Consider the following 26108-nt stretch of genomic DNA (forward strand, 5'->3'; position numbering starts at 1 on the left):
GCCCCGAACGAAAGGGATATTCGAACGACTCGGCCGCTGTTCCCGCCGATGTGGGGCAAGTCTCGCGGGCTTGCGAACCGTCCAGGTCAGAGCGTTGCCGATGATCAATTCCGGGCACCCGGACGGCCTACCGGGGTGGCCGGGCCAAGCGGGCGCGCCTAGCGTCGTACTAAAATTTCCGGCTTGTTACGGTGCTGGACCGGACAACCCCAGGCAGACCTGCGGGCCCGCCGGCGCCCCGGAGGCTTCCGGGATCGAGACGCGAGGACCGATGGCAGCCATACACGAGAGCAGTGCTCTCGGCCTGCTCGACGAAGAAATCCGCGTACAGCTCGGCGACACCGCACGCTTCTCCGGTGGCCCCGCCGCCTCTCCCCGCACCCTCGTCGACGTCTTCGACGCGGCCCTGCGCTCGTTCCCGGACGAGCTCGCCCTGGACGACGGCAGCACCCCCCTCACCTACCGGGCCCTCGCCGTCGAGGTGGAGCGCCTGCGGCACCGGTTCGCCGCCGCCGGGGTCGGACTGGGCGACCGGGTGGGCGTGCGCGTGCCGTCCGGCACCAACGACCTCTACGTGGCGATCCTGGCGGTCCTCGCCGTCGGCGCGGCCTACGTGCCGGTGGACGCCGAGGACCCCGACGAGCGGGCCGAGCTGGTGTTCGGCGAGGCGGACGTACGGGCCGTCGTCGGCGCCGGGCACGAGATCACCGTGCACGGCGCGTCCGAGGCCGCGGCCGGCCGGCCCGGCACCGAGCACGACGCCTGGATCATCTTCACCTCCGGCTCCACCGGCAAGCCCAAGGGCGTCGCCGTCAGCCACCGCAGCGCCGCCGCGTTCGTGGACGCCGAGGCCGCGCTGTTCCTCACCGAGGAGCCGATCGGCCCCGGCGACCGGGTCATGGCGGGTCTGTCGGTGGCCTTCGACGCCTCCTGCGAGGAGATGTGGCTGGCCTGGCGGTACGGGGCCTGTCTGGTGCCCGTGCCCCGGTCGCAGGTCAGAAGCGGCGCCGACCTCGGGCCCTGGCTCGTCGAGCAGGAGATCACGGTCGTCTCGACCGTGCCGACGCTGGCCGCGCTCTGGGAGCCCGAGGCCCTCAACGAGGTCCGGCTGCTGATCTTCGGCGGCGAGGCCTGCCCGCCCGAGCTGGTGCAGCGGCTGGTCACGGAGGGCCGGGAGGTCTGGAACACGTACGGGCCGACCGAGGCCACCGTCGTCGCCTGCGCCTCCCTGATGTCGGGCGAGGAGCCGATCCGGATCGGGCTGCCGCTCCGGGGCTGGGAACTCGCCGTGGTGGACGAGGCCGGGGAGCCCGTGCCGCTGGGCGACAGCGGGCAGCTGGTGATCGGCGGGGTCGGACTCGCCCGGTATCTCGACGCCGAGAAGGACGCGGAGAAGTACGCGCCGCTTCAGTCGCTGGGCTGGGAGCGGGCCTACCGCAGCGGCGACCTGGTGCGCGCCGACGCCGAGGGCCTCGTCTTCCTCGGCCGGGCCGACGAGCAGATCAAGCTCGGCGGGCGGCGCATCGAACTGGGCGAGGTGGACGCGGCGCTGCAGGCGCTGCCGGGCGTCGCGGGGGCCGCGGCCGCCGTGCGGACCGCGCGCAGCGGCAACCAGCTCCTCGTCGGGTACGTCGTCACGCAGGACGGCTGGGACCAGGCGGCGGCCGTGGAGCGGCTGCGCGCCGAGCTGCCCGCCGCCCTGGTGCCGCTGCTCGCGCCCGTCGACGACCTGCCGACGCGGACGTCCGGGAAGGTCGACCGCAACGCGCTGCCCTGGCCCCTGGAGGGCCTGGAGACGGCCGGCCCGACCGAGCAGCTCTACGGCACCGAGGCGTGGCTCGCCGAGCAGTGGACGGAAGTCCTCGGCATCCCCGTCGGCAGTGCCCGCGACGACTTCTTCGCGATCGGCGGCAGCAGTCTGGCCGCCGCCCAGCTGACGACGCGGCTGCGCACCCGCTACCCGAGCGCGGCCGTCCTCGACATCTACCAGCAGCCGACCCTGCGCAAGCTGGCCCGGCACCTGGAGGAGTCCGCGCAGGGCGACGGCTCGGCGCGGGTCATCGCCCCGGTGCCGACGCGCGCCAAGGCGATCCAGCTCCTGCTGCTCCTGCCGCTGTTCACGCTGCGCGGAGTGCGCTGGACCGTGCCGCTGGCCCTGATCGGGAAGCTGCTGCCCGGATACGCCTGGCTGCCGACCGCCCCCTGGTGGCTGATCGTGGCCGGGCTCCTGCTGCTGTTCAGCCCGCCCGGCCGGCTCGCGATCGCCGCGGGCGGGGCGCGGCTGCTGCTGCGCGACGTCCAGCCCGGCCGGTACCCGCGCGGCGGCAGCGTCCATCTGCGGCTGTGGACGGCGGAGCGGCTGGCCGAGTTCAGCGGGGCGACCTCGCTGACCGGAGCCTGGCTGGAGCGGTACGCGCGGGCCCTGGGCGCCAAGGTCGGGCCGGACGTGGACCTGCACTCGCTGCCGCCGGTGACCGGCATGCTGAAGCTGGGCCGGGGCGCGGCCGTCGAGTCCGAGGTGGACCTGTCCGGGCACTGGCTGGACGGCGACCGGCTGGAGATCGGCCCGGTCAAGGTCGGCGCGCACGCGGTCGTCGGCACGCGCAGCATGCTCTTCCCGGGCGCGCGGGTCGGCAAGCGGGCCGAGGTGGCGCCCGGTTCGGCGGTCACCGGCCAGATTCCCACCGGTCAGCGGTGGGCGGGCGCGCCCGCGGTCAAGCTGGGCAAGGCCAAGCGCAACTGGCCCAAGGAGCGGCCGGCGCGGGGCACCCACTGGCGGGTGATGTACGGCCTGACCGGTTTCGCGCTGACCTCGCTGCCGGTGCTGGCGGCCGGGGCGGCCCTGCTGGTGGCGAGCCTGTTCGTGGCGTCCGGCGACGGGCTCGGCGAGGCCCTGCGGGGCGCCGCGCTCGCCCTGGTCCCGGCCACGCTCGCCTTCGGCCTGGCGTACGCCGTGGTGCTGCTGATCGCGGTGCGGCTGCTGAGCATCGGCCTGCGCGAGGGCACGCATCCCACGCACAGCCGGATCGGCTGGCAGGCCTGGACCGTGACGCAGCTCATGGACCGCTCGCGCGAGACCCTGTTCCCGCTGTATGCCGGGCTGGTCACGCCGGTGTGGCTGCGGCTGCTGGGGATGCGGATCGGCAAGGGCGCCGAGGTGTCGACCGTCCTCGCGCTGCCCAGTCTGACCACGGTCGGCGAGGGCGCGTTCCTCGCCGACGACACGCTGACCGCGCCGTACGAGCTCGGTGGCGGCTGGGTGCGGATCGGGCGCGCGGAGATCGGCCGGCGGGCCTTCCTCGGCAACTCGGGGATGACCGCGCCGGGGCGCAGCGTGCCGGACGGCGGCCTGGTGGGCGTGTTGTCGGCGACCCCGAAGAAGGCGAAGAAGGGCAGCTCGTATCTGGGGCTGCCGCCGGTGAAGCTGCCGCGGAACACGACCGACGGCGACCAGAGCCGGACCTACGAGCCGCCCGCGCGGCTGCTGTGGGCGCGGGCCCTGGTGGAGCTGTGCCGGATCGTGCCGGTGTTCTGCTCGGCGGGGCTGGCCGTGCTGACGGTGGCGGCGCTGTGCGCGCTGGGCGGCTGGGCGCCGCTGCTGTCCGGGCTGGTGCTGCTGGGCGCCGGGGCCGCGGCGGCTCTGCTGTCCGTCGTGGCGAAGTGGCTGCTCGTGGGCCGGCACCGCAGCGGGGAGCACCCGCTGTGGAGCGGCTTCGTGTGGCGCAACGAGCTGGCGGACACGTTCGTCGAGGTGGTCGCGGTGCCGTGGCTGGCGGGCGCCGTGCCGGGCACGCCGGTGATGACCGCGTGGCTGCGCGCGCTCGGCGCGCGGATCGGCGCGGGCGTCTGGGCGGAGAGCTATTGGCTGCCGGAGTCGGATCTGGTCACACTGGGAGACGGGGCCACGGTCAACCGGGGCTGTGTGCTCCAGACTCACCTCTTCCACGACCGGATCTTGCGGACGGATACTGTGGTCCTCCGTGAGGGCGCCACGCTGGGCCCTGGCGGGATCGTGCTGCCCGGCAGCACGATCGGGGCCCGTACGACCCTGGGCCCCGCGTCGCTCGTCATGGCCGCGGAGTCCGTCCCGGACGACACCCGCTGGCTCGGCAACCCGATCGAGGCGTGGCGTCCCTGAGAGCGGGCCGCTGAAAGCCGGCGGGCGGGGTAGTAGGGACCCGGCGGCGGGTGGTTCGAGCACAGGTCAGGGAGCGGACGGGGAAGTGGCAGTTCAGCAGACGGTCGGGCCGGATCCGTACTTCCCGGCCAACGGTGACTCCCGGTACCGGGTGCACCGCTACGAGCTCACGCTGGACTACCGGCCCGGTCCCAACCGGCTGTCGGGCGCGGCACGGATCAACGCGATCGCGGGGCGCTCGCCGCTCGCCGAATTCCAGCTGAACCTGGCCGACTTCAAGATCGGCCGGGTGCGGGTGGACGGCCGGCAGACGCACTACACGCACCGCGGCGGGCGGCTGCGGATCCGTCCCGCCAAGCCGATCCGCGCCGGGGCCGCCTTCACCGTCGAGATCCACTGGTCGGGCAATCCGAAGCCGGTGAGCAGCCCGTGGGGCGGGATCGGCTGGGAGGAGCTGGGCGACGGGGCGCTGGTGGCGAGCCAGCCCGTCGGCGCGCCGTCCTGGTACCCGTGCAACGACCGGCCCGCGGACAAGGCCTCGTACCTGATATCGGTCACGGTGCCGTCGGCGTACTCGGTGGTGGCCGGCGGCCGGATGCTGACGCGGACCACCAAGGCCTCGACGACGACCTGGGTGTACGAGCAGTCGGCGCCGACGTCGAGCTATCTGGTCGGGCTGTCGATCGGCAAGTACCAGACCGTCCTGCTGGGCGATCCGGGGCTCGGCGGCATCCCGCAGCACGGGCACATCCCGGGGCATCTGCTGGCGGAGTTCTCCCGGGACTTCGCACGGCAGCCGGGCATGATGCACCTCTTCCAACAGCTCTTCGGGCCCTACCCGTTCGACGAGTACGCGGTGGTGGTGGCGGACGAGGAGCTCGATGTCCCCGTCGAGGCACAGGGGTTGTCGCTGTTCGGCGTCAACCATGTGGACGGGGCGCGGGGTTCGGAGCGGCTGGTGGCGCACGAGCTGGCGCACCAGTGGTTCGGCAACAGCGTGTCCATCGCCGACTGGCGGCACATCTGGCTGAACGAGGGGTTCGCGAAGTACGCGGAGTGGCTGTGGTCGGAGCGGTCGGGCGGCCGCAGCGCGCAGCAACTCGCCGCCGTCGCGCACCGGTTGCTGTCCTCGCGCCCCCAGGATCTGCGGCTGGCCGACCCCGGCCGCAAGTCGATGTTCGACGACCGGCTCTACGAGCGCGGCGGCCTCACCGTCCACGCGCTGCGCTGCGCGCTGGGCGACGAGGCGTTCTTCCGCCTGCTGCGGGCCTGGCTCGGCCTGCACCGGGGCGGTTCGGTGACGACGTCGACGTTCGTCGCGCACGCGGCCCGCTTCGCCCCGGAACCGCTGGACGACCTGTTCGACGCCTGGGTGTACGGCACGGCCCTGCCCCCGCTGCCGATCCTGACACCGGCCCGCAGCGCGGGCGCGGAATCGGCGTGACGCTCCGCTGTGACGGGGCAGAATGAGGCCCATGTCCCGACGCCCCGCCTCCTGTCCCTGTGGTCTGCCCGAGCCGTACGAGGCGTGCTGCGGGCGGTTTCACGCGGGCGGTGACGCCGCGCCGACCGCCGAGGCGCTGATGCGGTCGCGCTACTGCGCTTTCGTGAAGGGCGACGCCGGGTATCTGCTGCGGACCTGGCATCCGCGGACGCGGCCGGAGCGGCTGGAGCTGGATCCGGGGATGCGCTGGACCGGCCTGGAGATCCTCGCCGCGGTCGGCGGGAGCGCGTTCCACACCACCGGGGTCGTGGAGTTCCGGGCGTCCTACCGGGGCGGGGCGCTGCACGAGCGCAGCAGCTTCGAGCGGGTGGCCGGGGCCTGGGTGTACGTGGACGGGGAGTTCCCCGAGTAACGCGTGCCCGAGTAGCGCGCCCGAGCGGCGCGTCACGGCGCCAGGATGTCCAGTTCCTTCAGCGCGCCGAGCGTGATCTCGCGGGTGAGGCTCTCGGCCCGGGCCGGGTCGCGTTCGCGGACCGCCTCCGCGACCTGGACGTGCAGGGTGACCGCGGCCGGGGCCGGATCCTCGAACATGACCTGGTGATGGGTGCGGCCGGTCAGGACCTCCGCGACGACGTCGCCGAGGCGGGCGAACATCTCGTTGCCGGAGGCGGTGAGGATCACCCGGTGGAAGGCCACGTCGTGGTCCAGATAGCCCTCCAGCCGGTGGCCGCGTGAGTTGGCCACCATGCCGAGCGCGCACTCCGTCAGCTCGGCGCACTGCTCGGCCGTCGCGTGCTGCGCCGCCAGGCCCGCCGCGACCGGCTCGATCGCCGAGCGCAGGACGGTGAGCGAGCGCAGTTGGTGCGGGCGGTCGGCGCCGGCCAGCCGCCAGCGGATGACCTGCGGGTCGTAGACGTTCCACTCCGCCTTGGGCCGGACCGTCACGCCCACCCGGCGGCGGGACTCGACGAGGTGCATGGACTCGAGGACGCGGACCGCCTCGCGCATGACCGAGCGGGAGACGTCGAAGCGCTGGGCGAGTTCGTCGGTGCGCAGGACACTGCCCGGCGGGTAGCCGCCCGCGGTGATCGCGGGGCCCAGGGCGTCCAGTACTTGGCCGTGCAGACCCCGGCCCGGAGTGGTCATGCACACAGAGTACGGGGTAGATCACGGAGCCAAAAAGTCAGACTTATTTGTCACACACTCTTGAATTAGTCCTACCTAATCGGCTTCAGTGTCCGTCGGCGTCCGTTGACGTCAGGTGTCGAAGAAGACAGCGAAGAAGACAGCGAGGCATCAGATGCGTACCCCCCACGTCGTCGTGGTGATGGGCGTCGCCGGCACGGGCAAGACCACCATCGGTCCCCTGCTCGCCGCCCGGCTCGGCGTCCCCTATGCCGAGGGCGACGACTTCCACCCGTCGGCCAACATCGCCAAGATGTCGGCCGGCACGCCGCTCGACGACGACGACCGGTGGCCCTGGCTCGACGCCATCGGCGCCTGGGCGGACGGGCGGGCCGGGCTCGGCGGGGTGGTCAGCTGCTCGGCGCTGAAGCGGTCCTACCGCGACCGGCTGCGGGCCTCGGCCTCCGGTGTCGTCTTCGTGCACCTGGCGGGCGACCGTGCGCTGATCGAGGACCGCATGGCGCACCGGCAGGGTCACTTCATGCCGACGACCCTGCTGGACTCCCAGTTCGCCACGCTCCAGCCCCTCCAGGCGGACGAGGCGGGCGTCGTCGTCGACGTCTGCGGCAGCCCGGAGGACATCGCCGGGCGGGCCGTGACCGCGCTCGCCGCTCTTCCCGACACCGCCGCGTAAGCCTCCGCACTCCCCCTCACCCGTCTCCCCCCTCACCTCTAAGGGACCCCCGTGACCAGACTCAGTGTCGAGGCACTGGCAGCGGACACCGCCGAGCCCATCACCTCGGCCGGCCACGCGCAGTTGGGCATCGCCGTTCTGGCGGGCATCGCCGTGATCGTCCTGCTCATCACCAAGTTCAAGCTGCACGCCTTCCTGGCGCTGACCATCGGCTCGCTCGCGCTCGGCGCGTTCGCCGGGGCGCCGCTCGACAAGGCCATCGCCTCCTTCACCACCGGGCTCGGCGCCACGGTCGCCGGCGTGGGCGTGCTGATCGCGCTGGGCGCGATCCTGGGCAAGATGCTCGCGGACTCCGGCGGCGCCGACCAGATCGTGGACACGATCCTCGCCAGGGCGAACGGGCGCACGATGCCGTGGGCGATGGTGCTGATCGCCTCGGTGATCGGTCTGCCGCTGTTCTTCGAGGTCGGCGTGGTGCTGATGATCCCGGTGGTGCTGATGGTCGCCAAGCGGGGCAACTACTCGCTCATGCGAATCGGCATCCCGGCGCTGGCCGGTCTGTCGGTGATGCACGGGCTGGTGCCTCCGCACCCCGGCCCGCTGGTCGCGATCGACGCGGTCGGCGCCAACCTGGGCGTCACCCTCGCGCTGGGCGTGCTCGTCGCCATACCCACGGTCGTCATCGCCGGCCCGCTGTTCTCCCGGTACGCCGCCCGCTGGGTCGACGTCCCCGCCCCCGACCGGATGATTCCCCAGCGGCCGTCCGAGGACCTGGAGAGGCGGCCCGGGTTCGGCGCCACGCTCGCCACCATCCTGCTGCCCGTCGTGCTGATGCTGTCCAAGGCGCTGGTCGACATCGTCGTGGACGACAAAGAGAACACCGTGCAGCGCGTCTTCGACGTCGTCGGCTCGCCGCTGATCGCGCTGCTGTCCGCCGTGCTCGTCGGCATCTTCACGCTGGGCCGACCCGCGGGCTTCAGCAAGGAGCGGATCTCCCAGCTCGTCGACAAGGGTCTCGCGCCCATCGCGGGCATCCTGCTGATCGTCGGCGCGGGCGGCGGCTTCAAGCAGACGCTGATCGACTGCGGCGTGGGCCAGATGGTCCTGGACGTCTCCGAGGACTGGTCGATACCGGCCCTGCTGCTGGCCTGGCTGATCGCGGTGGCGATCCGGCTGGCGACCGGTTCGGCGACCGTGGCGACCATCTCGGCGGCCGGCCTGGTCGCGCCGCTGGCGGCCGACATGTCGACCACGCACACCGCCCTGCTGGTCCTGGCCATCGGCGCCGGCTCGCTCTTCTTCAGCCATGTCAACGACGCCGGGTTCTGGCTGGTGAAGGAGTACTTCGGCCTCAGCGTCGGCCAGAACATCAAGACCTGGTCGGTCATGGAGACGATCATCTCGGTGGTCGCCGGCGGTCTGGTCCTGCTCCTGTCACTGGTCATCTAGGCGAGGCGGGCCGCGGTTCGGCAGCGCCCTGAAGGGGCGCGGGGAACTGCGCGACCAGCCACGACGGCGCCGCACCGGAACGACGACGCATCGCGGCACTCCCAGCGGAGCTCTCCGCGGAGCGCGTGGGCACCGCCGGTGGCGTCCTCGACGGATCTCCGTCACGGGCGCCACAGGCGGTGTTCCCGCTCCGCCCACTCCCGGCTCACCGTGCCCGTGCGCATGCCGCGGCGGGCCTCCGGGTCGCCCAGGGCCATGCCGATGTGCCCGGCGAGGACGACGCCGATGGTCAGGGCCAGCCAGTCATGGACGAAGGTCGCGCTGGTGCGCCACATGATCGGGGTGAGATGGGTGAACCACATCAGCAGACCGGTGCCGACCATCACCAGGGTCGCCCCCGCGATCCAGGCCGTGTAGACCTTCTGCCCGGCGTTGAACTTGGCCGCCGGACGCGACTCCCGGCGCTTGTCGCGGCGCAGGGCGGCCCGCAGCCAGCGGCGGTCGTGCGGGCCGAAGCGGTTCAGGTGCCGCAGGTCGGCGCGGAAGGCGCGGGAGGCGAGGCCCGCCAGCACCGGGACGGGCAGGGCCAGGCCCGCCCACTCGTGGATCCGGACCACCAGTTCGCGGCGGCCCACGAGCTGGGCGAACTCCGGGACATAGAGAAAGGCCGCGGTCACCACGCAGACGCCCATGAGGAGGGCCGTGGTGCGGTGCACCCACCGTTCGGCGCGGCTGAACCGGCGGATGCCCGTGGCGACGGGCGGCGCGTCAGCTCGTAGGCTCATCGTCGCGTCCGTTCGAACGGCCGACCCAGGCGTCGACGTCGTAGCCGCGCTCCTCCCAGTAGCCGGGCTTCACCTTCTCGGTGACGGTGATGCCGGAGAGCCACTTGGCGGACTTGTAGAAGTACATCGGGGCCACATAGAGGCGGACCGGGCCGCCGTGGTCGTGGCCCAGGTCCTTGTCCTGCATACGCAGTGCGACGAGGACGTCGGCGCGGCGCGCCTGGGCCAGGGTGAGGCTCTCGGTGTAGGCGCCGTCGAAGCAGGTGAAGCGGATCGCGCCGGCCTCGGCCCGGACGCCGGCCGCGTCGAGGAGCGCGGAGAGCCGGACGCCCTCGAAGGGCGTGCCGGGGACCCGCCAGCCGGTGACGCACTGGACGTCCTTGACCATGCGGGTCTGGGGCAGGGCCCTGAGCTGGGGCAGTGTGTAGCTGCCGGGGCGGTCGACCAGGCCGTCCACGGTGAGGCGGTAGTTCGTGGCGTTCTTGTGCGGGACCGACGAGGTCACCGAGTAGTAGCGGAAGCCGCCGCCGTTGGGCAGCAGACCGGTGAGGCCGGTGGGGTCCTTGTCGGCGGCGCCGGCCAGGAAGGACTCCATGCCGCGCTGGAGCGGGGGCGCGGCGACGACGCCCAGCGCACCCAGGGCGAGCGTGCCGAGGAAGATCCGACGGCCCACGGGCGCGCCACGTTCACCGGGAGACTCCGACGGCTCGGAGGGCTCGGACGCCGCTGACGGTCCGGATGGTTCGGGGTTCACCTTTCCATTCGAACACTCGCGGCCCGCCGGGGCCAGGGATCCCGGACGTCCGCCGGACTCGGGTCGTCACTTCTTACCTCACTCGGCAGGGTCCGGCCCTGGTGGGAGCCGGTGCGGCCTCGGCTTCGCAGAACCTGTGTGGTGTATGCCATGGCGCGGCCTCGCCGGAGCCCACACCATGGCCGTAGAGGGACGCTAGAGTCGGCCACCACGCACCCCGTCCGTGGTCCGACCGGATGATCGAGGTACGCAGCGTGTCGGTTCTGGTTCTGGTTCTCGCCGTGAGCGCCGCCTGCTGCCTGGGCTTCGGGTACGTGCTCCAGCAGAACGCGGCCCAGCGCGCACCGCTCGGCGACTTCCTCTCGCCGCGGCTGCTCCTCGACCTGATGAAGGTGCCGCGCTGGCTCGGCGGCATCGGCCTCATGGTGGCCGGCATGGCGCTCGGCGCGGTCGCGCTCGGCCAGGGCGAGATCTCCCTGGTGGAGCCGCTCCTGGCGACGAACCTGCTGTTCGCCCTCGCGCTCTCCCGCCATCAGACCAAGCAGCCGCTGGGCCGCCAGGGCTGGGCGGGCCTGCTGCTGCTCGCGGGCGGGGTCAGCGCCTTCATCGTGGCGGGCGAGCCGCGCGGCGGCAGCGCGCTGACGGATCCGCTGCGGCACTGGCTGATCATCGGCGTGATGGTCGGACTGGCCCTGCTGCTCACGGCGTACGCCAAGCGCTCCCGGCTGAGCTCCGGCCCGGTCCTGCTCTCCCTGGCGGCCGGTCTCCTCTACGGCGTCCAGGACGCGCTGACCCGGGTCAGCGGGCAGCGGTTCTCCGCGGGCGGCCTCGGCGAGATGCTCACCGGCTGGCAGCCCTACGCGGTGCTCGCGCTCGGCGTGACCGGGCTCGTGCTGGTCCAGAGCGCCTTCGAGACGGCGCCGCTGCGGCTGTCGCTGCCCGCGCTCACCGCCGCCCAGCCCCTCGCCGGGATCATCTGCGGCGTCGGCTTCCTCGGCGACCAACTGCGCACCGACGCCGGCTCGCTGGCCTGGGAGGCGGCGGGGCTGGCGGCGATCGTCGCGGGCATCGTGCTCCTCGGGCTCCACCCGGCGATGCCACGGGGCGGGGCGCCGCGCGAGCAGGTGCCGGACCTCCAGCCCCAGTAGCCGCCGCGGTCAGCGGCGGCGGGCCTGCTTGGATGGGGGCATGAGCGCTGCTGACGAGATCCTCGACATCGTCGACGAGCACGACCGGGTGGTCGGACGGTTCCCGCGCGGGCAGGCGTACGCCGAGGGCCTGCGCCACCGCTGCGTCTTCATCCGGGCCCGGGACGCCCAGGGCCGGATCTTCGTGCACCGCCGCACCCCGACCAAGCTGGTCTTCCCCTCCCTGTACGACATGTTCGTCGGCGGGGTGGTCGGCGCGGGCGAGAGCTATGACGACGCCGCCCTGCGCGAGGCCGAGGAGGAGCTCGGCGTGAGCGGTCTGCCCCGCCCGGAGTTCGTCTTCAAGTTCCTCTACGACGGCCCCGCCGGGAGCTGGTGGTCGGCCGTCTACGAGGTCCGCTGCGAGCTGCCGGTGAACCCCCAGGCGGAGGAGGTGGCCTGGCACGACTTCCTCCCGGACGACGAGCTCGAACGGCGGCTGTCCGACTGGGAGTGGGTGCCGGACGGGCTCGCCGCGTACGAGCGGCTGCGGGAGTTCCGGGCCCGGGGCGACGGGTAGGGTCCTGCGGGTGATCGAGTGGGTACGGAACGTCCGGTTGTGGTTCGCGCCCGCGCGGGTGCGGGAGGGGGGCAGCACACCCGACTACCGGTTCTCGCTGGCGAACGAGCGCACGTTCCTGGCCTGGCTTCGCACCGCGCTCGCGCTGATCGGCGGGGGCTTCGCGGTGGACCAGTTCCTGCCGGACCTGCGCTGGGGCTGGCGGGTCGGGCTCGCGCTCGCGCTCCTCGCGGCGGGCGTGCTGTGCGCGCTGCGCGCGGTGAACCACTGGGTGCGCTGCGAGCAGGCCATGCGCCGGGGCGAGGACCTGCCGGCGACCCGCTTCCCGGCGCTGCTGGGCGTGCTCGTCGCGGTGGTGGCCGTCGCGATGGTCGTCGTGGTGCTGTTCGGGTGGGAGGGATGAGCGGCGCGGCGCTGCCGGAGCGCGACCCCGGTCTGCAGCCCGAACGGACCCGGCTCGCCTGGCGACGGACGACGCTGGCGAGCACCGTCGTCGCCGTGCTCGGCCTGAAGACCGCGCTGCACGGCGGCCCGTCGGCGGCCGCGATCGTCGGCTGCGCCCTGGTCTGCGGCCTGTGGCTGGCCTTCCTGCTGCTGGCCCACCACCGTATCCGCGCCCTCGCCGCCACGGCGGACCCGGCGGCCCTGACCCCACGGCACGCCACGGCGGCGGCGCTGTGCACGGTGGCCACGGCGGTGTGCGCCGCGGCCCTCGTCCTCTGAGTCGGCTGCGCGCCCCGAAGGGGCGCGAGGCGCTGACAGCTGCGGCTCCGCCGCGATGGGGGTCCCCCCGCTCGAGCGCAGCCGAGAGTGGGGGAACGACCGGCCACGACGGCGCCGCAGCGAAACGACGGCCCATCGCAGCACGTCCAGCGGAGCGCCTACTCGTCCGGCCAGTCGACCGTCACCACGATCTTGCCGCGGGTGCGGCCCTGCTGGTTCAGCCGGTGGGCGTCCGCCGCGCGCTCCAGCGGGAACGTGTCGGAGACGTGCACGGAGACCACGCCCTGTTCGACGAGTTCCCCCAGCCGGGTGAGGTCATCGGCGTCGGGCCGGACCCAGTAGTACCGGCCGCCGTAGCCGACCACGTCCCCGTCGGCGATCGACGCCAGGCGGCCTTCCGGGGCCAGCAGGTTGGCGGAGACCTTCAGGGTGTCGCCGCCGACCGTGTCGAAGGCCGCGTCCACGCCCTCGGGGGCCAGTCCGCGCACCCGCTCGGCCAGCCCCTCGCCGTAGGTCACGGGCTCGCCGCCCAGCGAGCGCACGAAGTCGTGGTTGGCCGCGCTCGCGGTGCCGATCACCCGGGCCCCCAGATGGCGTGCGAGCTGCACCGCGATGGAGCCGACGCCGCCCGCCGCCGCGTGGACGAGCACCGTCTCGCCCCGCTTCACCCGCAGAGCCTTGGTCAGCACCTGGTAGGCGGTGAGCCCGGCCAGGGGCAGGCCCGCGGCCTCCTCCCAGCTGAGGTTGCGCGGCTTGCGGGCCAGGGTGCGCACCGGCGCGGCGACGTACTCGGCGAAGGTGCCGCGCGAGAGGAAGTCCTCGCGGACATAGCCGATGACCTCGTCGCCGACCTCGTACTCGGTCACGGACACCCCGAGCCCGACGACGACCCCCGAGACGTCCCACCCGGGAACGACCGGGAAGACGGCGTCGATGATCGGGTCCAGGTACCCCTCGCGGCACTTCCAGTCGACGGGGTTCACCGCCGCCGCCCGAACCCTGACCAGCACCGAGTCGGGACCGACCTTGGGGTCCCGGACGTCTCCATAGCGAAGCGTCTCCGGCCCGCCGTAGCGTGAGTAGCTGATGGCCTTCATGGGTCCGACCCTCCGGGGTACCCGGACGCCACGCAAGCCGAAATGAGCCGTTGTGCGGAGTTCGGCACGATACGCGTGGCAGCCTGTCCGACGTCGTCATCCCCCCCGCAGCTTCGAAGGCGAGCACCCCATGACCACCCTGCACGTCGAGCACCCCGCCCACCCGCACAGCCACGGCCCGGACTGCGGGCACACCCGGGTGAGCCACGGCAACCACGTCGACTACGCCCACGACGGGCATCTGCACCGCGAGCACGGCGGCCACTGGGACGAGTGCGAGCCCGGCGGGCACGTGACCCACGCCGGGCACGAGCACCGGCACGGCGCGGACTGCGGGCACCCGAGCGTGCTGCACGGCGACCACGTGGACTATCTGCACGACGGCCACCGGCACGCCGAGCACGACGGCCACTGGGACGACCACTGACGCGACGCCGGCAACTGACGCGACGCCGACGCGACCGAAAACCGCCTGTCGACGGCTCCCCGGGTGCCCCCCGGGGAGCCGTCGACCTGTCGTGACCCCCTATCGTGGCCCAGATCACGTTGGACGCGACTACTGGACGGCATACCGACCGGTCGGCATCATGGTGCGGAGCCTTGTTCACCCGTCCCGTCCGTAGGAGCGACGCATGAGCCCCGATCACCCGCCCGGACTCGACCTCGACGGGCTGCGCGCCCTGCTGGAACGTGAGCGCCCCGGTCTGGTCCACGGCCCGCTCACCGGCCGGCTGATCGAGGGCGGACGCTCGAACCTCACCTACGCGGTCTCCGACGGCGAGACGAAGTGGGTCGTGCGGCGGCCCCCGCTCGGGCACGTCCTGGCCACCGCGCACGACATGAAGCGCGAGCACCGGGTGATCAGCGCACTGCACCCGACGAGCGTCCCGGTGCCGCGCCCGGTGCTGCTGTGCGAGGACCCCGAGAACGAGGCGGCGCCCGGGGCCCCCTTCTACGTCATGGAGTTCGTCGAGGGCATCCCCTACCGCACGGCCGAGGACCTCGCCCCGCTCGGCGAGCAGCGCACCCGCGGCGCGGTGCTGTCGCTGGTGGACACGCTGGTGGAACTGCACGCGGTGGACCCCGCCGGGGTGGGCCTGGCCGACTTCGGCCGTCCCGAGGGGTTCCTGGACCGGCAGCTGCGCCGCTGGGGCAAGCAGCTGGACGCCTCCCGCAGCCGCGACCTCGCCGGGATCGACGAGCTGCACGCGGCGCTCGGCCGCGCGCTGCCGCACTCCCCCGCCCCGGCGGTCGTGCACGGCGACTACCGGCTCGACAACGTCCTGATCGGCGCCGACGACCAGATCAAGGCGATCCTCGACTGGGAGATGTCCACGCTCGGCGATCCGCTGACCGACCTGGGCCTGCTGGTGATGTACAGCGTGCCGCTGGAGCTGCCGGACTCCCCCATCTCCACGACCGCCACCGCCGTCGGACACCCCTCGGCGGCCGAGCTGATCGAGCGCTACGCGGCCCGTTCCGGGCGGGACGTCTCGGCGGTCGCCTGGTACACGGCGTTCGCCTGGTTCAAGCTCGCCGTGATCCTGGAGGGCATCCACTACCGCTACACGCTGGGCCAGACCGTCGGGCGCGGCTTCGACCGCATCGGCGATCTCGTCCCCCTGTTCATCGCGCACGGCACGACCACTCTCCAGGAAGGCTGACCGGCATGGACTTCGCGTTCGACGCCCGCACCGAGGAACTCCGCGCCAGGCTGCTCGCCTTCATGGACGAGTACGTCTACCCGGCCGAGGCCGTCGCCGAGGAGCAGCGCGCGCTGCTCGCCTCGCCGTGGGACACCCCGGCCGTGGTGGAGGAGCTGAAGGCGGAGGCGCGCAGGCAGGGCCTGTGGAACCTCTTCCTGCCCGACGCCGAGCACGGCGCCGGTCTGACGAACCTGCAGTACGCGCCGCTGGCCGAGATCACCGGCCGCTCCCCGCATCTGGCGCCGACGGCCCTGAACTGCGCCGCGCCGGACACCGGGAACATGGAGGTGCTGGCGCAGTTCGGCGACGAGCGGCAGCAGAAGCAGTGGCTGGAGCCGCTGCTGGCCGGTGAGATCCGCTCGGCGTTCGCGATGACCGAGCCGGACGTGGCCTCCTCGGACGCCACCAACATCACCACGCACATCGAGCGCGACGGCGACGAGTACGTCGTCACGGGCCGCAAGTGGTACATCTCCGGGGCGATGAACCCGGACTGCCGGATCTTCATCGTGATGGGCAAGACGGACCCGGACGGCGCCGATCCGCGCCGCCAGCAGTCCATGGTCCTGGTCCCGCGCGACACGCCCGGTGTCACCGTGAAGCGCGCGATGAAGGTCTTCGGGTACGAGGACCACTCCCACGGCGGCCACGCCGAGGTGCTCTTCGACCACGCGCGCGTGCCGGTGACGAACCTGGTCGGCGAGGAGGGCGGCGGCTTCGCCATCGCCCAGGCCCGGCTCGGCCCCGGCCGCATCCACCACTGCATGCGGCTGATCGGCATGGCGGAGCGGGCGATCGAGCTGATGTGCCGGCGGGCCGTCTCCCGTGACGCCTTCGGCACCTCGCTGGCCCGGCAGGGCGTGATCCACAACTGGATCGCGGACGCGCGCGTGACGGTGGAGCAGCTGCGGCTGCTGGTGCTGAAGACCGCCTGGATGATGGACACGGTCGGCAACCGGGGCGCCCACACCGAGATCCAGGCCATCAAGATCGCGACGCCCCGCGCGGTCGTCGACATCATCGACCGCGCGATCCAGCTGCACGGCGCGGGCGGCGTCAGCCAGGACTTCCCGCTGGCCGAGCTGTACGCGAGCGCGCGGACCCTGATGATCGCCGACGGCCCGGACGAGGTGCACCAGCGGTCGCTGGCGCGACGGGAGCTGAAGAAGTACCTGTAGGCCTGCGGTGCGGGCGCCGCTACGGACGCAGCGCCCGCAGCAGCAGGTCGGCCAGGTGGTCGGCGACCTCCTGGGGGCTCATCGGCCCGCCCGGCCGGTACCAGGTCGACAGATGGTGCACGGACCCGAAGTGGTAGTCCACGACCAGGTCGGCCGGGGTCGCCGTGGAGAAGACGCCGGACTCCTGGCCCTCCTCGACGAGCGCGCGGAACCGTTCGTGATAGCGCCGCCGCTCGGCTCGGACCTGCTTGTTCTTCTCCGGGCTCAGATGGTGCATCGACCGGAAGAAGATCATCGCGTCGTCGAGGTTCTCGATCGTCGTGACGACGACGTCCGCCGCCGCGGCCCGCAGCCGCTGCTCGATCGGCGCGTCGGCGTTCGCGAAGGCGTCCAGGCGCTCCTGCTGGACGCGCAGCACGCGCGCGTACACCTCGTGCAGAAGGTCGTCCTTGGAGCCGAAGTAGTGGTACAGCGCCCCCTTGGTGACGCCGGCCGCCTCCACGATCTCCTGCACCGAGGTGCGGTCGTAGCCCTGCTCGGCGAAGAGCCGGGTGGCGGCGGCCAGCAGCCGCTGCGGCACGGGGGTCCCCTCGCCGTCCGTCGTCCTGGGCACTGCCGCCACCTCTCGCTTCGTCTCTACCGGCTGTCGTGCGCGCGGGAACGCAGTTCCCGACGGAGGATCTTCCCACTCGCCGTCTTGGGCAGGGCGGGCAGGATCTCCACCTGACGCGGACACTTGTAGGCCGCCAGTCTGTCCTTGCAGTAGGCGGCGAGCGTATCGGCATCCGCGTCGGCGCCGGGGCGCAGACCGATGTACGCCTTGACGGTCTCGCCGCGACAGCCGTCCGGCACCCCGACCACAGCCGCCTCGCGCACCGCCGGGTGGGTCATCCGGCGGCCTCCCACTTCTGCTGGAGGTGGTTCATGTTGGTCAGCCAGCGGTCGGGGTCGCCCGCGCGCACCTGGTAGTACCCGGCGACCTCGGGGTGCGGCAGGATCAGGAAGCGGTCCTCGGCGATGCCCTTGAACAGGGCGTCCGCGACGTCCTGCGGCTCGATCGCGGTCGGCTTGAGCACCAGGTCGCCCGCGCTGCCGGTGGCGTCCAGCATGTCGGTGCGCACGCCCTGGGGACAGATCGCGTGGACCTTGATCCCGCGGTGCCGGTAGGTCAGCGACAGCCACTCGGCGAAGGCGTACGCGCCGTGCTTGGTGACGCTGTAGGGCGCGGCGCCGATCATCGTGAGCAGCCCGGCCGCGGAGACGGTGGAGACGAACCGGCCCCGGCCGCGCTCCAGCCAGTCCGGCAGCAGTGCGTGCGCCGCGCGGACATGGGCCATGACGTTGACGTCCCAGGCCTGTGCCCAGACGGCCTCCTCGGCCGCCTCCGAGCCGCCCGAGGCGACTCCGGCGTTGGCGCAGTACACGTCGACCGTGCCGCCGAGCGCCTGCCGGGCCGCCTCGACGACGGCCGAGGCGTCGCCCGGAACCGCGATGCCGCCGATCTCGTCGGCGACGGCGCGCGCCCGGTCCGCGTCCAGGTCGTTGACGACGACCCGGGCCCCCTCGGCGGCGAAGCGGCGGGCCAGCGCGGCCCCGATGCCGCCCCCCGCTCCGGTCACGACCACTCCGGCATCCTGCACGGCTTCCACCATCGGTCTCCTTCGACGCGACTGCGGCACGACTGCGGCACGAATCGGCTCCGCCGTCAGACTAACCGGTCGGTATGTATCAGGAAAGGGTCGGCCGCGGGGTACGCGCGCCCCGGCGGACCCGTGAGGATCGTCTTTTGTGCGGATCAGCCGTGACGTATGGCCAAGTGCGGCGGTTGGCAGGACGATGCGCGCAGCTGGCGCACCACTTCGGGGGACGAGGGGGCCTGTCATGGCGGATCCGGCGATGAGCGTGACTCCCTACTGGGAACTGACTTTCGACGCCGACGGGGACGTCGACGGCACGCGGCGCGACCGGCTGCTGACCGAGGTGAAACGGCGCGGCGTGCAGCATCTGATCGTCTTCTCGCACGGCTGGAACAGCGACCGCTCCGGCGCGACCGGCCTCTACAGCCGCTTCTTCGCCCCGATCCCCTCGCTCGCCCCGGCCGCGAAGATCGGTTACGTGGGCGTCGTATGGCCGTCGATGCGGTTCTCGGACGAGCCGATCCCGGACTTCCCGCGGTCGGTGGCGGCCGGGCCGGCGCACCGCCCGGCACTGGACGAGGACACCCGGCACGCCCTCCTGGAGACGTTCCCGGGCCGGGCCACGGTGGTCGACCGGATCGGGCGGATGCTGGAGCAGCGGCCGCCCGAGGAGGCCGAGCTGGAGGAGTTCGGACGGCTGTTGCGGCTGCTCGTGGACGTGGTGCCGCCGGGACCGCAGGCGCTGTTCGCCGCGGACACGCTGGCGGAAGGGGTGCCGCAGGACGAGCCGGAGATGCTCACCGGCTCGACGGCGGAGGCCTGCGAGGAGTTCGCCCGCGCCCTGGCCGGACTCGAATCCCCGTCGGGTGTCCAGGAGTTCAGTGTTCCCAACCCGTGGGACGGGGCGCACGAGCTGCTGCGGCAGGCGACCTACTACGCGATGAAACGGCGCGCGGGGACGGTCGGTGAACGGGGACTCGGCCCGTTCGTCGGGCGGCTGGCCGCGGTGGCGCCCGGCGTCCGGGTGCATCTGGTGGGGCACAGCTTCGGCGGGCGGCTGGTGTCGTTCGCGCTGCTCGGGCTGCCGGAGGGTGTGCGCACGGTGAAGTCCGTGACGCTGCTGCAAGGGGCGTTCTCGCACTACGCGTTCTCCGCGCGGCTGCCGCACGACACGCGCGCGGGCGGGGTGCTCCAGGGGCAGCAGAACCGTATCGACGGCCCGCTGGTGTGCTGTTACTCCTCCTTCGACCAGGCGCTGAGCACGATGTACCCGCTGGCCTCGCGGATGGCGGGGGACGCGCGCGGGGCGGTCGAGGAGTTCGGCGTCGGGAGCGTGCTGGGCGCGAAGTGGGGTGCGATGGGGCACGACGGGGTGCAGGCGGTGCCGGGCACGCGCGCGTGCACGCTCGCCGAGGCGCTGGCCGGACGGCTGCCGGCCGCGGGCTGTGTGAACGTGGACGCGTCCGAGGTGGTCCGCCGCGGTGGGGCGCCGGCCGGGGCGCACAGTGACATCGTGCACCCCGAGCTGGCGCGGGTGGTGCTGGCGGCGGGCCGCGTCCACTGAGGACGTCCGGTGGAGGACCCGGCCCGCCGCCGTCTTTCACGGGCTCATCGGTACGAGCTCATCGGTGCAGGCTCAGCGGTGCGAGGTGAACTCCACCACCTGCTGGAAGGTGGGCCGGTTCTGCCAGCTGATGTTGCCGTGCTTGATGCCGCCGAGGGTGCGCTGGACGATCGAGTCGGCGCACCACTGGTTGCCGGCCGCGCACAGGGCGTCGCCGGGGTAGACCTGGGCCGCGGTCCGGCCGGCCGCCGTCTTCAGGGTGCTGATGAGGACGTCCCGGCAGCCGGTGAGGGTGCCGCCGCCGCAGTACTTCTGCGTCAGCCCGCCCTGTACCGACTCGCCGAGCACGGCCCGGATGTCCTTGTCGACGTAGCTCCACCAGCCGTACTGGAAGGAGCTTCCGGCGTGCGCCCCGGTCGGTCCGTGGGCCGCGGACGGGGCCTCGTCGACGGGCAGGTTGGCGGTGAACGCGGTGTAGAGGGGCGTCCCGAGGCCGGGTTCGAACTCGGCCTTGACCAGCAGCGGCCACCAGGCGTCCAGGATGCGGATCGCGTCGGCGTTGGCGTAGGTCTTGGAGCCGGCCGTGGTCTCCGTGCGTTTGCCGCCAGCCGTGAGCCAGGTCTGGAGCTTGGTCACGGCCGCCGCCGCGGTGGAGTCGGTGACCGTGGAGCTGTTGATCACCTTCAGCAGGTCCGGCAGGACGTCCTCGGCGCGCAGGTCGGCGAGCGCCGCGTCCGCCATCGCCTTGGTCAGCGACGCGCGCGTGACGCCGCCGGCCGCGACCAGCTTCTTCACCCGGTTCTCGAGCAGGTTGCCGCGGTGCACGGACCCGTCGCCCCAGGAGGCCGTCGAGTAGTCCAGGGCCTGTTTGTTGTTCCAGGAGATGTAGTAGTCCTGGTCGATGGAGTTGGGGTGCGCCGAGGCCGGCGTGTACTCGGCCGTGTTGGTGGCCGGCACCCAGTTCTTCCACTCGTACGCCGCCTGCGCCCAGACCGGGAACTCGGCGTCGACGCCGCTCGCGCGCACCGGGTTGTCGCCGCTGTTGTAGTAGGCGGTGTGGGTGGAGTCGGCGTAGAACCAGTTGAAGGTGTAGTTGATGTGCTGCACCGCGCTCTGGAAGGTCTGCGGGCTCTTGACGTAGTCCGGGTCGTTCAGCATCTGGAAGCCGATGATCGAGTCGGCCTCGTGCATGTACGACGAGCGCAGGGTGGTGTAGGCGACCTTCTTGCCGCCCACGGTCGCCCGGTACTCCACGGGACCGTACTTGGTGCGGTAGACGCGCATCGTGTACGAGCCCACGGCCGTGTCGTCCGCGGTGGTCGGCTTCCAGGCGTTCTTCTGCTCCACCACGTCCATGGCCGTGCAGGTGCCGCGGTACAGGTAGTGGTAGTCGTCCTGGCACAGTTCGACCGCGTAGGTGTCGATGATGTCCTGGCCGGAGGTCGTGGCGCTCCACGCGTAGTCCTGGCCGCGGCCGAGCTCGACGTACATGCTCAGGCCCGCGAAGGAGGCGCCGCGGGCGCTGATGCCCGGGCCCTGGATCTCCTGGAGCATGAGCAGCTGCGGGGCGAAGTAGCCGGTCTGCGGTCCGAAGACGGCGATCGGGTGTCCGCCGGCCGTGGCGTCGCCGCTGACCACGAGGGCGTTGGACATGCCGCGCTTGGCCGAGCTCAGCGCGGTGGCGGTCGCCGTGGCGGAGGCGGCGCTCGCGCTCGCGTCCCCGCCGGTGCCGGTGGCGTCGTAGATCAGCGGTTGCGTGGTCACCGAGCCGGCGTCGGGCAGGGCCGCGCCCTGCGGGTTCGCGGGCTTGGTCGCGTACGGGAAGCTCTCGCCGTCGTGGACGGTGAGGACGGCCTCGGGGTCGTTGCGTTCGCGGAACGCCTCCCAGACCTGGGTGCCCTGCGTGACGCCGTATTTCTCCTGTGCGGCGAGCAGCGAGATGGCGTTGTTGACCTCTCCTCCGCCGCCGGAGCCGAAGAGCGCGCCGATGACCGAGGCCAGCGCCACCAGATCGGTGATCTTGAAGTGGTCGATGGTGCCGGCGTTGGTGATTGAGTCCTTGTGCCCGGTGAGGACGTATTCACCGGGGAAGTAGCGGCCGCTGTCGGAGGCGTCGATATAGGCGTTGACGCCTGCCAGATAGGCGTTGGCGTCGGCGAGTGCCTGCTGGCCGCGGGCGCCGTTGTTCGCCACGGCGTTGTCGATCTGGGCCTGGAGGTCTGCCTCGGTGTACGGAGCATTGCGCCAGAACTGCTGCTCGAGACCCTGGTTGGACGGGTCGCCGCCGGCGAACGTCGTGAGCCGGCCGCGGCCGACGTGGCGGAAGACGTCCATCAGCCACAGCCGGTCCTGGGCCGCCGCATATCCGGCGCCGAACTCCGTGCCGTATCTGGTGGTACCGGTGATGTGCGGGACGCCCGTCTTCTTGTCCCGGACGATCGTCACGTCCGTACGGCCGGCGGGATTGAGAGTGGAGGCGACTTGATCGGCGGAGACTCCGAACGACGCGTCGTTGAAGAACGTGTTGATCGTGGCGTTGGTGAGCGTGGAGTAGCCCTTGGCCAGGTTGGCGTAGGGGCCCAACTGGTCCTCGGCGTGCTCGGGTTGGGTGCCGAAGGCCTGGTTGAGGAGGATCTGGGCGAGGGTCGCGTTGCCGTTCTGGCCGGGCGGCAGGATGTCGGAGCACTGGCCGCCGCAGTAGTCGTTCGCGGCCGTGACCTCGGCGGCGACCGCCGTTTGGGAAAGCGGCGACAAAAGTCCGGCAATCAGCGCGCATACGGAGGCGGTCTTCAGGAACCCGGGGAATCTGCCGGGAGTTCTCAGTCTGTCGAGAGTTGTTCGGGGGGTTCGCCGTGGCATCGGCTGCTCCTAGCGACAGGGGGGTCGGCGGAAGGTTACCGGCGGTATCCCCGAGTTTGAAGATGAACATGCGTCAAGTTTTCGGCAGGGGGAGGTCATCGGAAAATCGGATGGAGCCGAATCGCATGTCGATACGTCTATTCGACGACGTCCGTACGACGACGCCGAAGTGACCGAAGTACAGGTGCAGATGTGACGGAGGTGCAAGGCGATGGCGGGTTTCCGAAGTCTGGCAAGACAGGTGCGAGACCCTCGGTGCGATCTGGCACTGCGGCGGTATTCGCTGCGTAAGTGCCTGGAGCGGTTCGCCCCCTACGGGCACCGGGCGACCTGGGACCACCTCAGCTCACGCGCCGGGTTCGGTCCGGAGGACCGCTCCCCCGACCCGGCGCGGCTCGTGGCCGCGCTGGACGAGTTGGAGGAGGCGCGGGCGGTGTGGCTGGCCTATGAGGTCGAGTTCGCCGAGCGCCGCAGGAAGGAGAAGCACGGCGGGCTGCGCAGGCCCGGCAGTGTGGACGACTGGCACCGGCTGACCTGGGGCGGCTTCGGCGTCGCCTGGTGCGACGACCCGCGACTTCACCCCCGTGAGTCGCTGGCCGAGGTACTGCGCAGGCTGATCGCCGCGCTCAAGCGGGAACCGGGCTCGGGCTGCCCGGTGTGCGGCGGCGAGCGGCTCCCGTGGAAGTACGAGCTGGATCACGAACCGTCGGCGGGTCCGGTCTGCGCGGACTGCGGAATCCTCGTACCGCGCCCCGTCCTCACCCCCGAAGCCCTGGCCTGTGCCAGGCGCGGGCGGCTGCTGGTGTCGGCCTGAGTCCCTGACACCGGCCCCGTGGCTCCGCCCGAGGTCGGCCCACGCCCGACCTGAACAGCACGCCGGGGGCGCGAGAGCACTACGGGGGTGCGAGGGCACGAGTGGGGATGCGAGGGCACGACGGGGGTGCGAGGGCACGACGGGGGTGCGCTGGGGATGCCGCACCCCCCTGTTCCCGCCGGGCCGGCGAAGCGCGGGAGGCTACCAGCCGCTAATCGGGTGGCTCCATCCCTTTCCCTGCGGGGAGAGTTGGGGCGATGGAACCGAGCCGAGGAACCCGTACGCGGTCCTGAAGGAGCCCCCATGTCGACGCTGCGCGTCACCGCCGAAGTGCTGACCGTCCACGAACACCCCAACGCGGACGCCCTCGAACTGGCCCAGGTCGGCCTGTACCGGGCCGTCGTCGCGAAGGGCGCCTACCGAACCGGCGAGGCGGCCCTCTACATCCCCGAGCAGTCGGTGCTGCCGACCGAGCTGGTCGAGGAGCTGGGGCTGACCGGGCGGCTGGCGGGCAGCAACTCGGACCGGGTCAAGGCGGTGCGGCTGCGGGGCGAGCTGTCGCAGGGGATCGTGTGCCGCCCGAAGGCACTGGCGGACGTCGACCTGGCGCTCGCCGCGGCCGAGGGCGCCGACTTCGCGGAGCGGCTCGGCATCGTCAAGTGGGTGCCGCCGATCCCGCCGACGATGAGCGGCGAGGTCGAGGCGGCCCTGGAGCTGCTGCCGTGGGTCGACATCGAGAACATCCAGCGCTACCCCGGCATCTTCGAACCCGGCGAGCCGGTGGTCCTCACCGAGAAACTCCACGGCACGGCGTGCCTGCTGACGTATGTCGCGGACGAGGATCGGGTGCACGTCTCCTCGAAGGGCTTCGGCGCGAAGTCCCTCGCCCTGGCGGAGGACCCGCGCAACCTGTACTGGCGTGCCGTGCGCGGCCACGGGGTCGCCGAGGCGGCGGCCGAGATCGCCGAGCGACTGGGCGCACGCCGAGTCGGGATCTTCGGCGAGGTGTACGGAGCGGGCGTGCAGGACCTGAGCTACGGCGCGGACGGACGACGCGACACCCTCGGCTACGCGGTGTTCGACGTGTCCGCGGAGATCGACGGGACGGTGCGCTGGCTGGACGCGGCGGAGCTGCTGGCGGGCCGACTGCCGCTCGTGCCCCGCCTGTTCGAGGGACCGTACGACAGCGAGCGCGTGCTGGAGATCGCGACCGGCCGCGAGACGGTGTCCGGACGCGAACTGCATCTGCGCGAGGGCGTGGTGATCCGGCCGGCCGTCGAGCGGTACAGCCCGGTGACGGGGGGACGGGCGATCGCCAAGGCGGTGAGCGGGGCGTATCTGACCCGGAAGGGCGGCACCGAGTACGAGTAGCGGGCGGCCGGGGGCGCGGCGCGTGGGCCTGTCCGGGTCAGCCGCGCCCCCTCGTGCGCTCCACCAGCAGCCGGGAGCCCGATGCGCTTTCGCCGAAGACGTCGTCCGGGTTGGACAGGACGCAGGTGGCGAGGGACAGACAGCCGCAGCCGATGCAGTCGGTGAGGTGGTCGCGCAGCCGGTTGAGCTGCTTGATGCGTTCGTCCAGCTCCGCACGCCACGCGCGGGACAGACGGGCCCAGTCCTCGCGGGTCGGGGTGCGCTCCTCGGGGAGCTCGGCGAGCGCCTCGCGGATGGTGGCCAGCGGGATGCCGACCCGCTGCGCCGCCCGGACGAACGCGACGCGGCGCAGCGTGTCGCGGTGGTAGCGGCGCTGGTTGCCCGTGGTGCGACGGCTGCTGATCAGGCCCTTGGACTCGTAGAAGTGCAGGGCGGAGACGGCGGCGCCGCTGCGCGCGGCGAGCTGGCCGACCGTGAGCTCATGGATCTTCTCGGGAATCTGCGGCACCCCTCGAACCCTACCCATCGTTGACATGCGCCCCCATCCCCACCATGCTAAGCAGTCGCTTAGTAGGACATCGTGCGAGAGGGCCGGAGACACATGGCAGAGCCGAGGATCTTCACGTCCGCCGAGGAACTGAAGTCGGCGGTGGGCGAGCAGCTGGGGCACACCGACTGGCTGGACGTCGACCAGAAGCGCATCGATCTCTTCGCGGAGGCCACCGGCGATCACCAGTGGATCCACGTCGACCCGGAGAAGGCCGCCGCCGGCCCGTTCGGGACCACGATCGCGCACGGCTATCTGACTCTGTCCTTGCTGCCGCTGTTCGGGCCGCAGCTGATCAAGGTCGAGAACGTCAAGATGGGCGTCAACTACGGGACGAACAAGGTCCGTTTCCCCTCCCCCGTGCCCGTCGGCTCGCGGCTGCGCGCCACCGCGAAGATCACCGGCGTCGAGGACGTGACCGGCGGCGTCCAGGTCAGCGTCGCCTTCACGGTGGAGCGCGAGGGCGGGGACAAGCCGGTGTGCGTGGCGGAGTCGGTGTCCCGGTACTACCTGTAG

24 protein-coding genes and 1 pseudogene are annotated in these 26108 nt (G+C 72.1%); 16 read left to right on the forward strand and 9 right to left on the reverse strand.

What is annotated here, in order from left to right:
* Nucleotides 1–271 precede the first annotated feature (271 nt).
* The 3 genes from ACWCPF_RS23480 (at nt 272) to ACWCPF_RS23490 (ending at nt 5994) form a co-directional block, all read left to right on the forward strand.
* A complete protein-coding gene (locus tag ACWCPF_RS23480; protein ID WP_451047013.1) occupies nt 272–4138 on the forward strand; it encodes a Pls/PosA family non-ribosomal peptide synthetase in 3867 nt (1288 codons plus the stop codon).
* An 85-nt stretch (nt 4139–4223) separates the two neighbouring features.
* Nucleotides 4224–5582, forward strand: coding sequence for a M1 family metallopeptidase (locus ACWCPF_RS23485; protein ID WP_451047014.1), 1359 nt, complete (start codon nt 4224–4226; stop codon nt 5580–5582).
* A gap of 22 nt (nt 5583–5604) precedes the next feature.
* Nucleotides 5605–5994 carry a YchJ family protein gene (locus ACWCPF_RS23490; RefSeq protein ID WP_451047015.1) on the forward strand — a complete coding sequence of 130 codons (390 nt, stop codon included), beginning with the start codon at nt 5605–5607 and terminating at the stop codon, nt 5992–5994.
* Nucleotides 5995–6026: 32 nt separating this feature from the next.
* Here ACWCPF_RS23490 and ACWCPF_RS23495 read toward each other — a convergent pair whose 3' ends face one another.
* Complete coding sequence (locus tag ACWCPF_RS23495) at nt 6027–6728, reverse strand: FadR/GntR family transcriptional regulator (protein WP_451047016.1); 702 nt, start codon at nt 6726–6728, stop codon at nt 6027–6029.
* A gap of 154 nt (nt 6729–6882) precedes the next feature.
* On the opposite strand from ACWCPF_RS23495, the gene ACWCPF_RS23500 reads away from it, so the two are divergent.
* Both ACWCPF_RS23500 and ACWCPF_RS23505 read left to right on the forward strand, forming a co-directional pair.
* A complete protein-coding gene (locus ACWCPF_RS23500; protein ID WP_451047017.1) occupies nt 6883–7401 on the forward strand; it encodes a gluconokinase in 519 nt (172 codons plus the stop codon).
* Between the two features lie 51 nt (nt 7402–7452).
* Nucleotides 7453–8850 carry a GntP family permease gene (locus tag ACWCPF_RS23505; protein WP_451047018.1) on the forward strand — a complete coding sequence of 466 codons (1398 nt, stop codon included), beginning with the start codon at nt 7453–7455 and terminating at the stop codon, nt 8848–8850.
* Between the two features lie 161 nt (nt 8851–9011).
* Here ACWCPF_RS23505 and ACWCPF_RS23510 read toward each other — a convergent pair whose 3' ends face one another.
* Both ACWCPF_RS23510 and ACWCPF_RS23515 read right to left on the reverse strand, forming a co-directional pair.
* Nucleotides 9012–9635 carry a cytochrome b/b6 domain-containing protein gene (locus ACWCPF_RS23510; protein ID WP_451047019.1) on the reverse strand — a complete coding sequence of 208 codons (624 nt, stop codon included), beginning with the start codon at nt 9633–9635 and terminating at the stop codon, nt 9012–9014.
* Nucleotides 9619–10389: a molybdopterin-dependent oxidoreductase gene (locus ACWCPF_RS23515; RefSeq protein ID WP_451047020.1), complete on the reverse strand. Its 771-nt coding sequence runs from the start codon at nt 10387–10389 to the stop codon at nt 9619–9621. Before ACWCPF_RS23515 ends, ACWCPF_RS23510 begins: the two co-directional genes overlap by 17 nt.
* A 254-nt stretch (nt 10390–10643) precedes the next feature.
* Here ACWCPF_RS23515 and ACWCPF_RS23520 point away from each other — a divergent pair, with 254 nt between their 5' ends.
* The 4 genes from ACWCPF_RS23520 to ACWCPF_RS23535 are packed head-to-tail and all read left to right on the forward strand — an operon-like array spanning nt 10644 to nt 12819.
* Nucleotides 10644–11537, forward strand: coding sequence for a DMT family transporter (locus ACWCPF_RS23520; protein ID WP_451047021.1), 894 nt, complete (start codon nt 10644–10646; stop codon nt 11535–11537).
* A gap of 40 nt (nt 11538–11577) precedes the next feature.
* Nucleotides 11578–12096, forward strand: a complete 519-nt coding sequence (locus ACWCPF_RS23525; protein WP_451047022.1) for an NUDIX hydrolase — start codon at nt 11578–11580, stop codon at nt 12094–12096.
* Nucleotides 12097–12106: 10 nt separating this feature from the next.
* A complete protein-coding gene (locus ACWCPF_RS23530) occupies nt 12107–12499 on the forward strand; it encodes a YidH family protein (protein WP_451047023.1) in 393 nt (130 codons plus the stop codon).
* Entirely contained in the window at nt 12496–12819 is a 324-nt protein-coding gene (locus ACWCPF_RS23535) for a DUF202 domain-containing protein (RefSeq protein ID WP_451047024.1), read from the forward strand. Before ACWCPF_RS23530 ends, ACWCPF_RS23535 begins: the two co-directional genes overlap by 4 nt.
* Nucleotides 12820–12977: 158 nt before the next feature.
* Here ACWCPF_RS23535 and ACWCPF_RS23540 read toward each other — a convergent pair whose 3' ends face one another.
* On the reverse strand, nt 12978–13916 hold the full coding sequence (locus ACWCPF_RS23540; RefSeq protein ID WP_451047025.1) for an NADP-dependent oxidoreductase: 939 nt from the start codon (nt 13914–13916) through the stop codon (nt 12978–12980).
* A gap of 130 nt (nt 13917–14046) precedes the next feature.
* On the opposite strand from ACWCPF_RS23540, the gene ACWCPF_RS23545 reads away from it, so the two are divergent.
* From ACWCPF_RS23545 to ACWCPF_RS23555, 3 genes are all read left to right on the forward strand, one after another.
* Nucleotides 14047–14343 carry a hypothetical protein gene (locus ACWCPF_RS23545; protein ID WP_451047026.1) on the forward strand — a complete coding sequence of 99 codons (297 nt, stop codon included), beginning with the start codon at nt 14047–14049 and terminating at the stop codon, nt 14341–14343.
* A gap of 205 nt (nt 14344–14548) precedes the next feature.
* Entirely contained in the window at nt 14549–15580 is a 1032-nt protein-coding gene (locus tag ACWCPF_RS23550; protein WP_451047027.1) for a phosphotransferase family protein, read from the forward strand.
* 5 nt (nt 15581–15585) lie between these two features.
* Entirely contained in the window at nt 15586–16800 is a 1215-nt protein-coding gene (locus tag ACWCPF_RS23555; protein ID WP_451047028.1) for an acyl-CoA dehydrogenase family protein, read from the forward strand.
* Between the two features lie 19 nt (nt 16801–16819).
* On the opposite strand, the gene ACWCPF_RS23560 is transcribed toward ACWCPF_RS23555, so the two are convergent.
* The 3 genes and pseudogenes from ACWCPF_RS23560 to ACWCPF_RS23570 all read right to left on the reverse strand — a co-directional run bounded on the left by ACWCPF_RS23560 (nt 16820) and on the right by ACWCPF_RS23570 (nt 18452).
* Entirely contained in the window at nt 16820–17413 is a 594-nt protein-coding gene (locus ACWCPF_RS23560; RefSeq protein WP_451047029.1) for a TetR/AcrR family transcriptional regulator, read from the reverse strand.
* A gap of 23 nt (nt 17414–17436) precedes the next feature.
* A pseudogene (locus tag ACWCPF_RS23565) lies at nt 17437–17691 on the reverse strand (AMP-binding enzyme); the annotation flags it as partial.
* Nucleotides 17688–18452, reverse strand: a complete 765-nt coding sequence (locus ACWCPF_RS23570) for an SDR family oxidoreductase (protein WP_451047030.1) — start codon at nt 18450–18452, stop codon at nt 17688–17690. The gene ACWCPF_RS23570 and the pseudogene ACWCPF_RS23565, both read right to left, overlap by 4 nt.
* Nucleotides 18453–18681: 229 nt before the next feature.
* On the opposite strand from ACWCPF_RS23570, the gene ACWCPF_RS23575 reads away from it, so the two are divergent.
* On the forward strand, nt 18682–20001 hold the full coding sequence (locus ACWCPF_RS23575) for a serine-threonine protein kinase (RefSeq protein WP_451047031.1): 1320 nt from the start codon (nt 18682–18684) through the stop codon (nt 19999–20001).
* A gap of 72 nt (nt 20002–20073) precedes the next feature.
* Here ACWCPF_RS23575 and ACWCPF_RS23580 read toward each other — a convergent pair whose 3' ends face one another.
* On the reverse strand, nt 20074–22860 hold the full coding sequence (locus ACWCPF_RS23580; protein WP_451047032.1) for a penicillin acylase family protein: 2787 nt from the start codon (nt 22858–22860) through the stop codon (nt 20074–20076).
* A 211-nt stretch (nt 22861–23071) separates the two neighbouring features.
* On the opposite strand from ACWCPF_RS23580, the gene ACWCPF_RS23585 reads away from it, so the two are divergent.
* Both ACWCPF_RS23585 and ACWCPF_RS23590 read left to right on the forward strand, forming a co-directional pair.
* Nucleotides 23072–23674 (forward strand): hypothetical protein, encoded by a 603-nt coding sequence (locus tag ACWCPF_RS23585; RefSeq protein WP_451047033.1) that lies wholly within the window; start codon nt 23072–23074, stop codon nt 23672–23674.
* Between the two features lie 303 nt (nt 23675–23977).
* A complete protein-coding gene (locus tag ACWCPF_RS23590; RefSeq protein ID WP_451047034.1) occupies nt 23978–25045 on the forward strand; it encodes an RNA ligase (ATP) in 1068 nt (355 codons plus the stop codon).
* Nucleotides 25046–25082: 37 nt separating this feature from the next.
* Here the strand turns inward: ACWCPF_RS23590 and soxR are convergent, their stop codons facing one another.
* Nucleotides 25083–25553 (reverse strand): redox-sensitive transcriptional activator SoxR, encoded by a 471-nt coding sequence (gene soxR / locus ACWCPF_RS23595; protein ID WP_451047035.1) that lies wholly within the window; start codon nt 25551–25553, stop codon nt 25083–25085.
* A gap of 93 nt (nt 25554–25646) precedes the next feature.
* Between soxR and ACWCPF_RS23600 the strand changes: the two genes are divergently transcribed.
* Nucleotides 25647–26108 carry a MaoC family dehydratase gene (locus ACWCPF_RS23600; RefSeq protein WP_451047036.1) on the forward strand — a complete coding sequence of 154 codons (462 nt, stop codon included), beginning with the start codon at nt 25647–25649 and terminating at the stop codon, nt 26106–26108.

The sequence above is a fragment of the Streptomyces sp. NPDC001858 genome (assembly GCF_053594615.1).

Bases quoted from the DNA above. Each gene is read 5' to 3' on its own strand.
- ACWCPF_RS23570 (WP_451047030.1), bottom strand. From the start codon at position 18,452: ATGGTGGAAGCCGTGCAGGATGCCGGAGTGGTCGTGACCGGAGCGGGG.
- ACWCPF_RS23545 (WP_451047026.1), top strand. From the start codon at position 14,047: ATGACCACCCTGCACGTCGAGCACCCCGCCCACCCGCACAGCCACGGC.
- ACWCPF_RS23490 (WP_451047015.1), top strand. From the start codon at position 5,605: ATGAGGCCCATGTCCCGACGCCCCGCCTCCTGTCCCTGTGGTCTGCCC.
- ACWCPF_RS23590 (WP_451047034.1), top strand. From the start codon at position 23,978: ATGTCGACGCTGCGCGTCACCGCCGAAGTGCTGACCGTCCACGAACAC.
- ACWCPF_RS23525 (WP_451047022.1), top strand. From the start codon at position 11,578: ATGAGCGCTGCTGACGAGATCCTCGACATCGTCGACGAGCACGACCGG.
- ACWCPF_RS23495 (WP_451047016.1), bottom strand. From the start codon at position 6,728: ATGACCACTCCGGGCCGGGGTCTGCACGGCCAAGTACTGGACGCCCTG.
- ACWCPF_RS23555 (WP_451047028.1), top strand. From the start codon at position 15,586: ATGGACTTCGCGTTCGACGCCCGCACCGAGGAACTCCGCGCCAGGCTG.
- ACWCPF_RS23480 (WP_451047013.1), top strand. From the start codon at position 272: ATGGCAGCCATACACGAGAGCAGTGCTCTCGGCCTGCTCGACGAAGAA.
- ACWCPF_RS23500 (WP_451047017.1), top strand. From the start codon at position 6,883: ATGCGTACCCCCCACGTCGTCGTGGTGATGGGCGTCGCCGGCACGGGC.
- ACWCPF_RS23580 (WP_451047032.1), bottom strand. From the start codon at position 22,860: ATGCCACGGCGAACCCCCCGAACAACTCTCGACAGACTGAGAACTCCC.
- ACWCPF_RS23550 (WP_451047027.1), top strand. From the start codon at position 14,549: ATGAGCCCCGATCACCCGCCCGGACTCGACCTCGACGGGCTGCGCGCC.
- ACWCPF_RS23575 (WP_451047031.1), top strand. From the start codon at position 18,682: ATGGCGGATCCGGCGATGAGCGTGACTCCCTACTGGGAACTGACTTTC.
- ACWCPF_RS23535 (WP_451047024.1), top strand. From the start codon at position 12,496: ATGAGCGGCGCGGCGCTGCCGGAGCGCGACCCCGGTCTGCAGCCCGAA.
- ACWCPF_RS23585 (WP_451047033.1), top strand. From the start codon at position 23,072: ATGGCGGGTTTCCGAAGTCTGGCAAGACAGGTGCGAGACCCTCGGTGC.
- ACWCPF_RS23600 (WP_451047036.1), top strand. From the start codon at position 25,647: ATGGCAGAGCCGAGGATCTTCACGTCCGCCGAGGAACTGAAGTCGGCG.
- ACWCPF_RS23540 (WP_451047025.1), bottom strand. From the start codon at position 13,916: ATGAAGGCCATCAGCTACTCACGCTACGGCGGGCCGGAGACGCTTCGC.
- ACWCPF_RS23510 (WP_451047019.1), bottom strand. From the start codon at position 9,635: ATGAGCCTACGAGCTGACGCGCCGCCCGTCGCCACGGGCATCCGCCGG.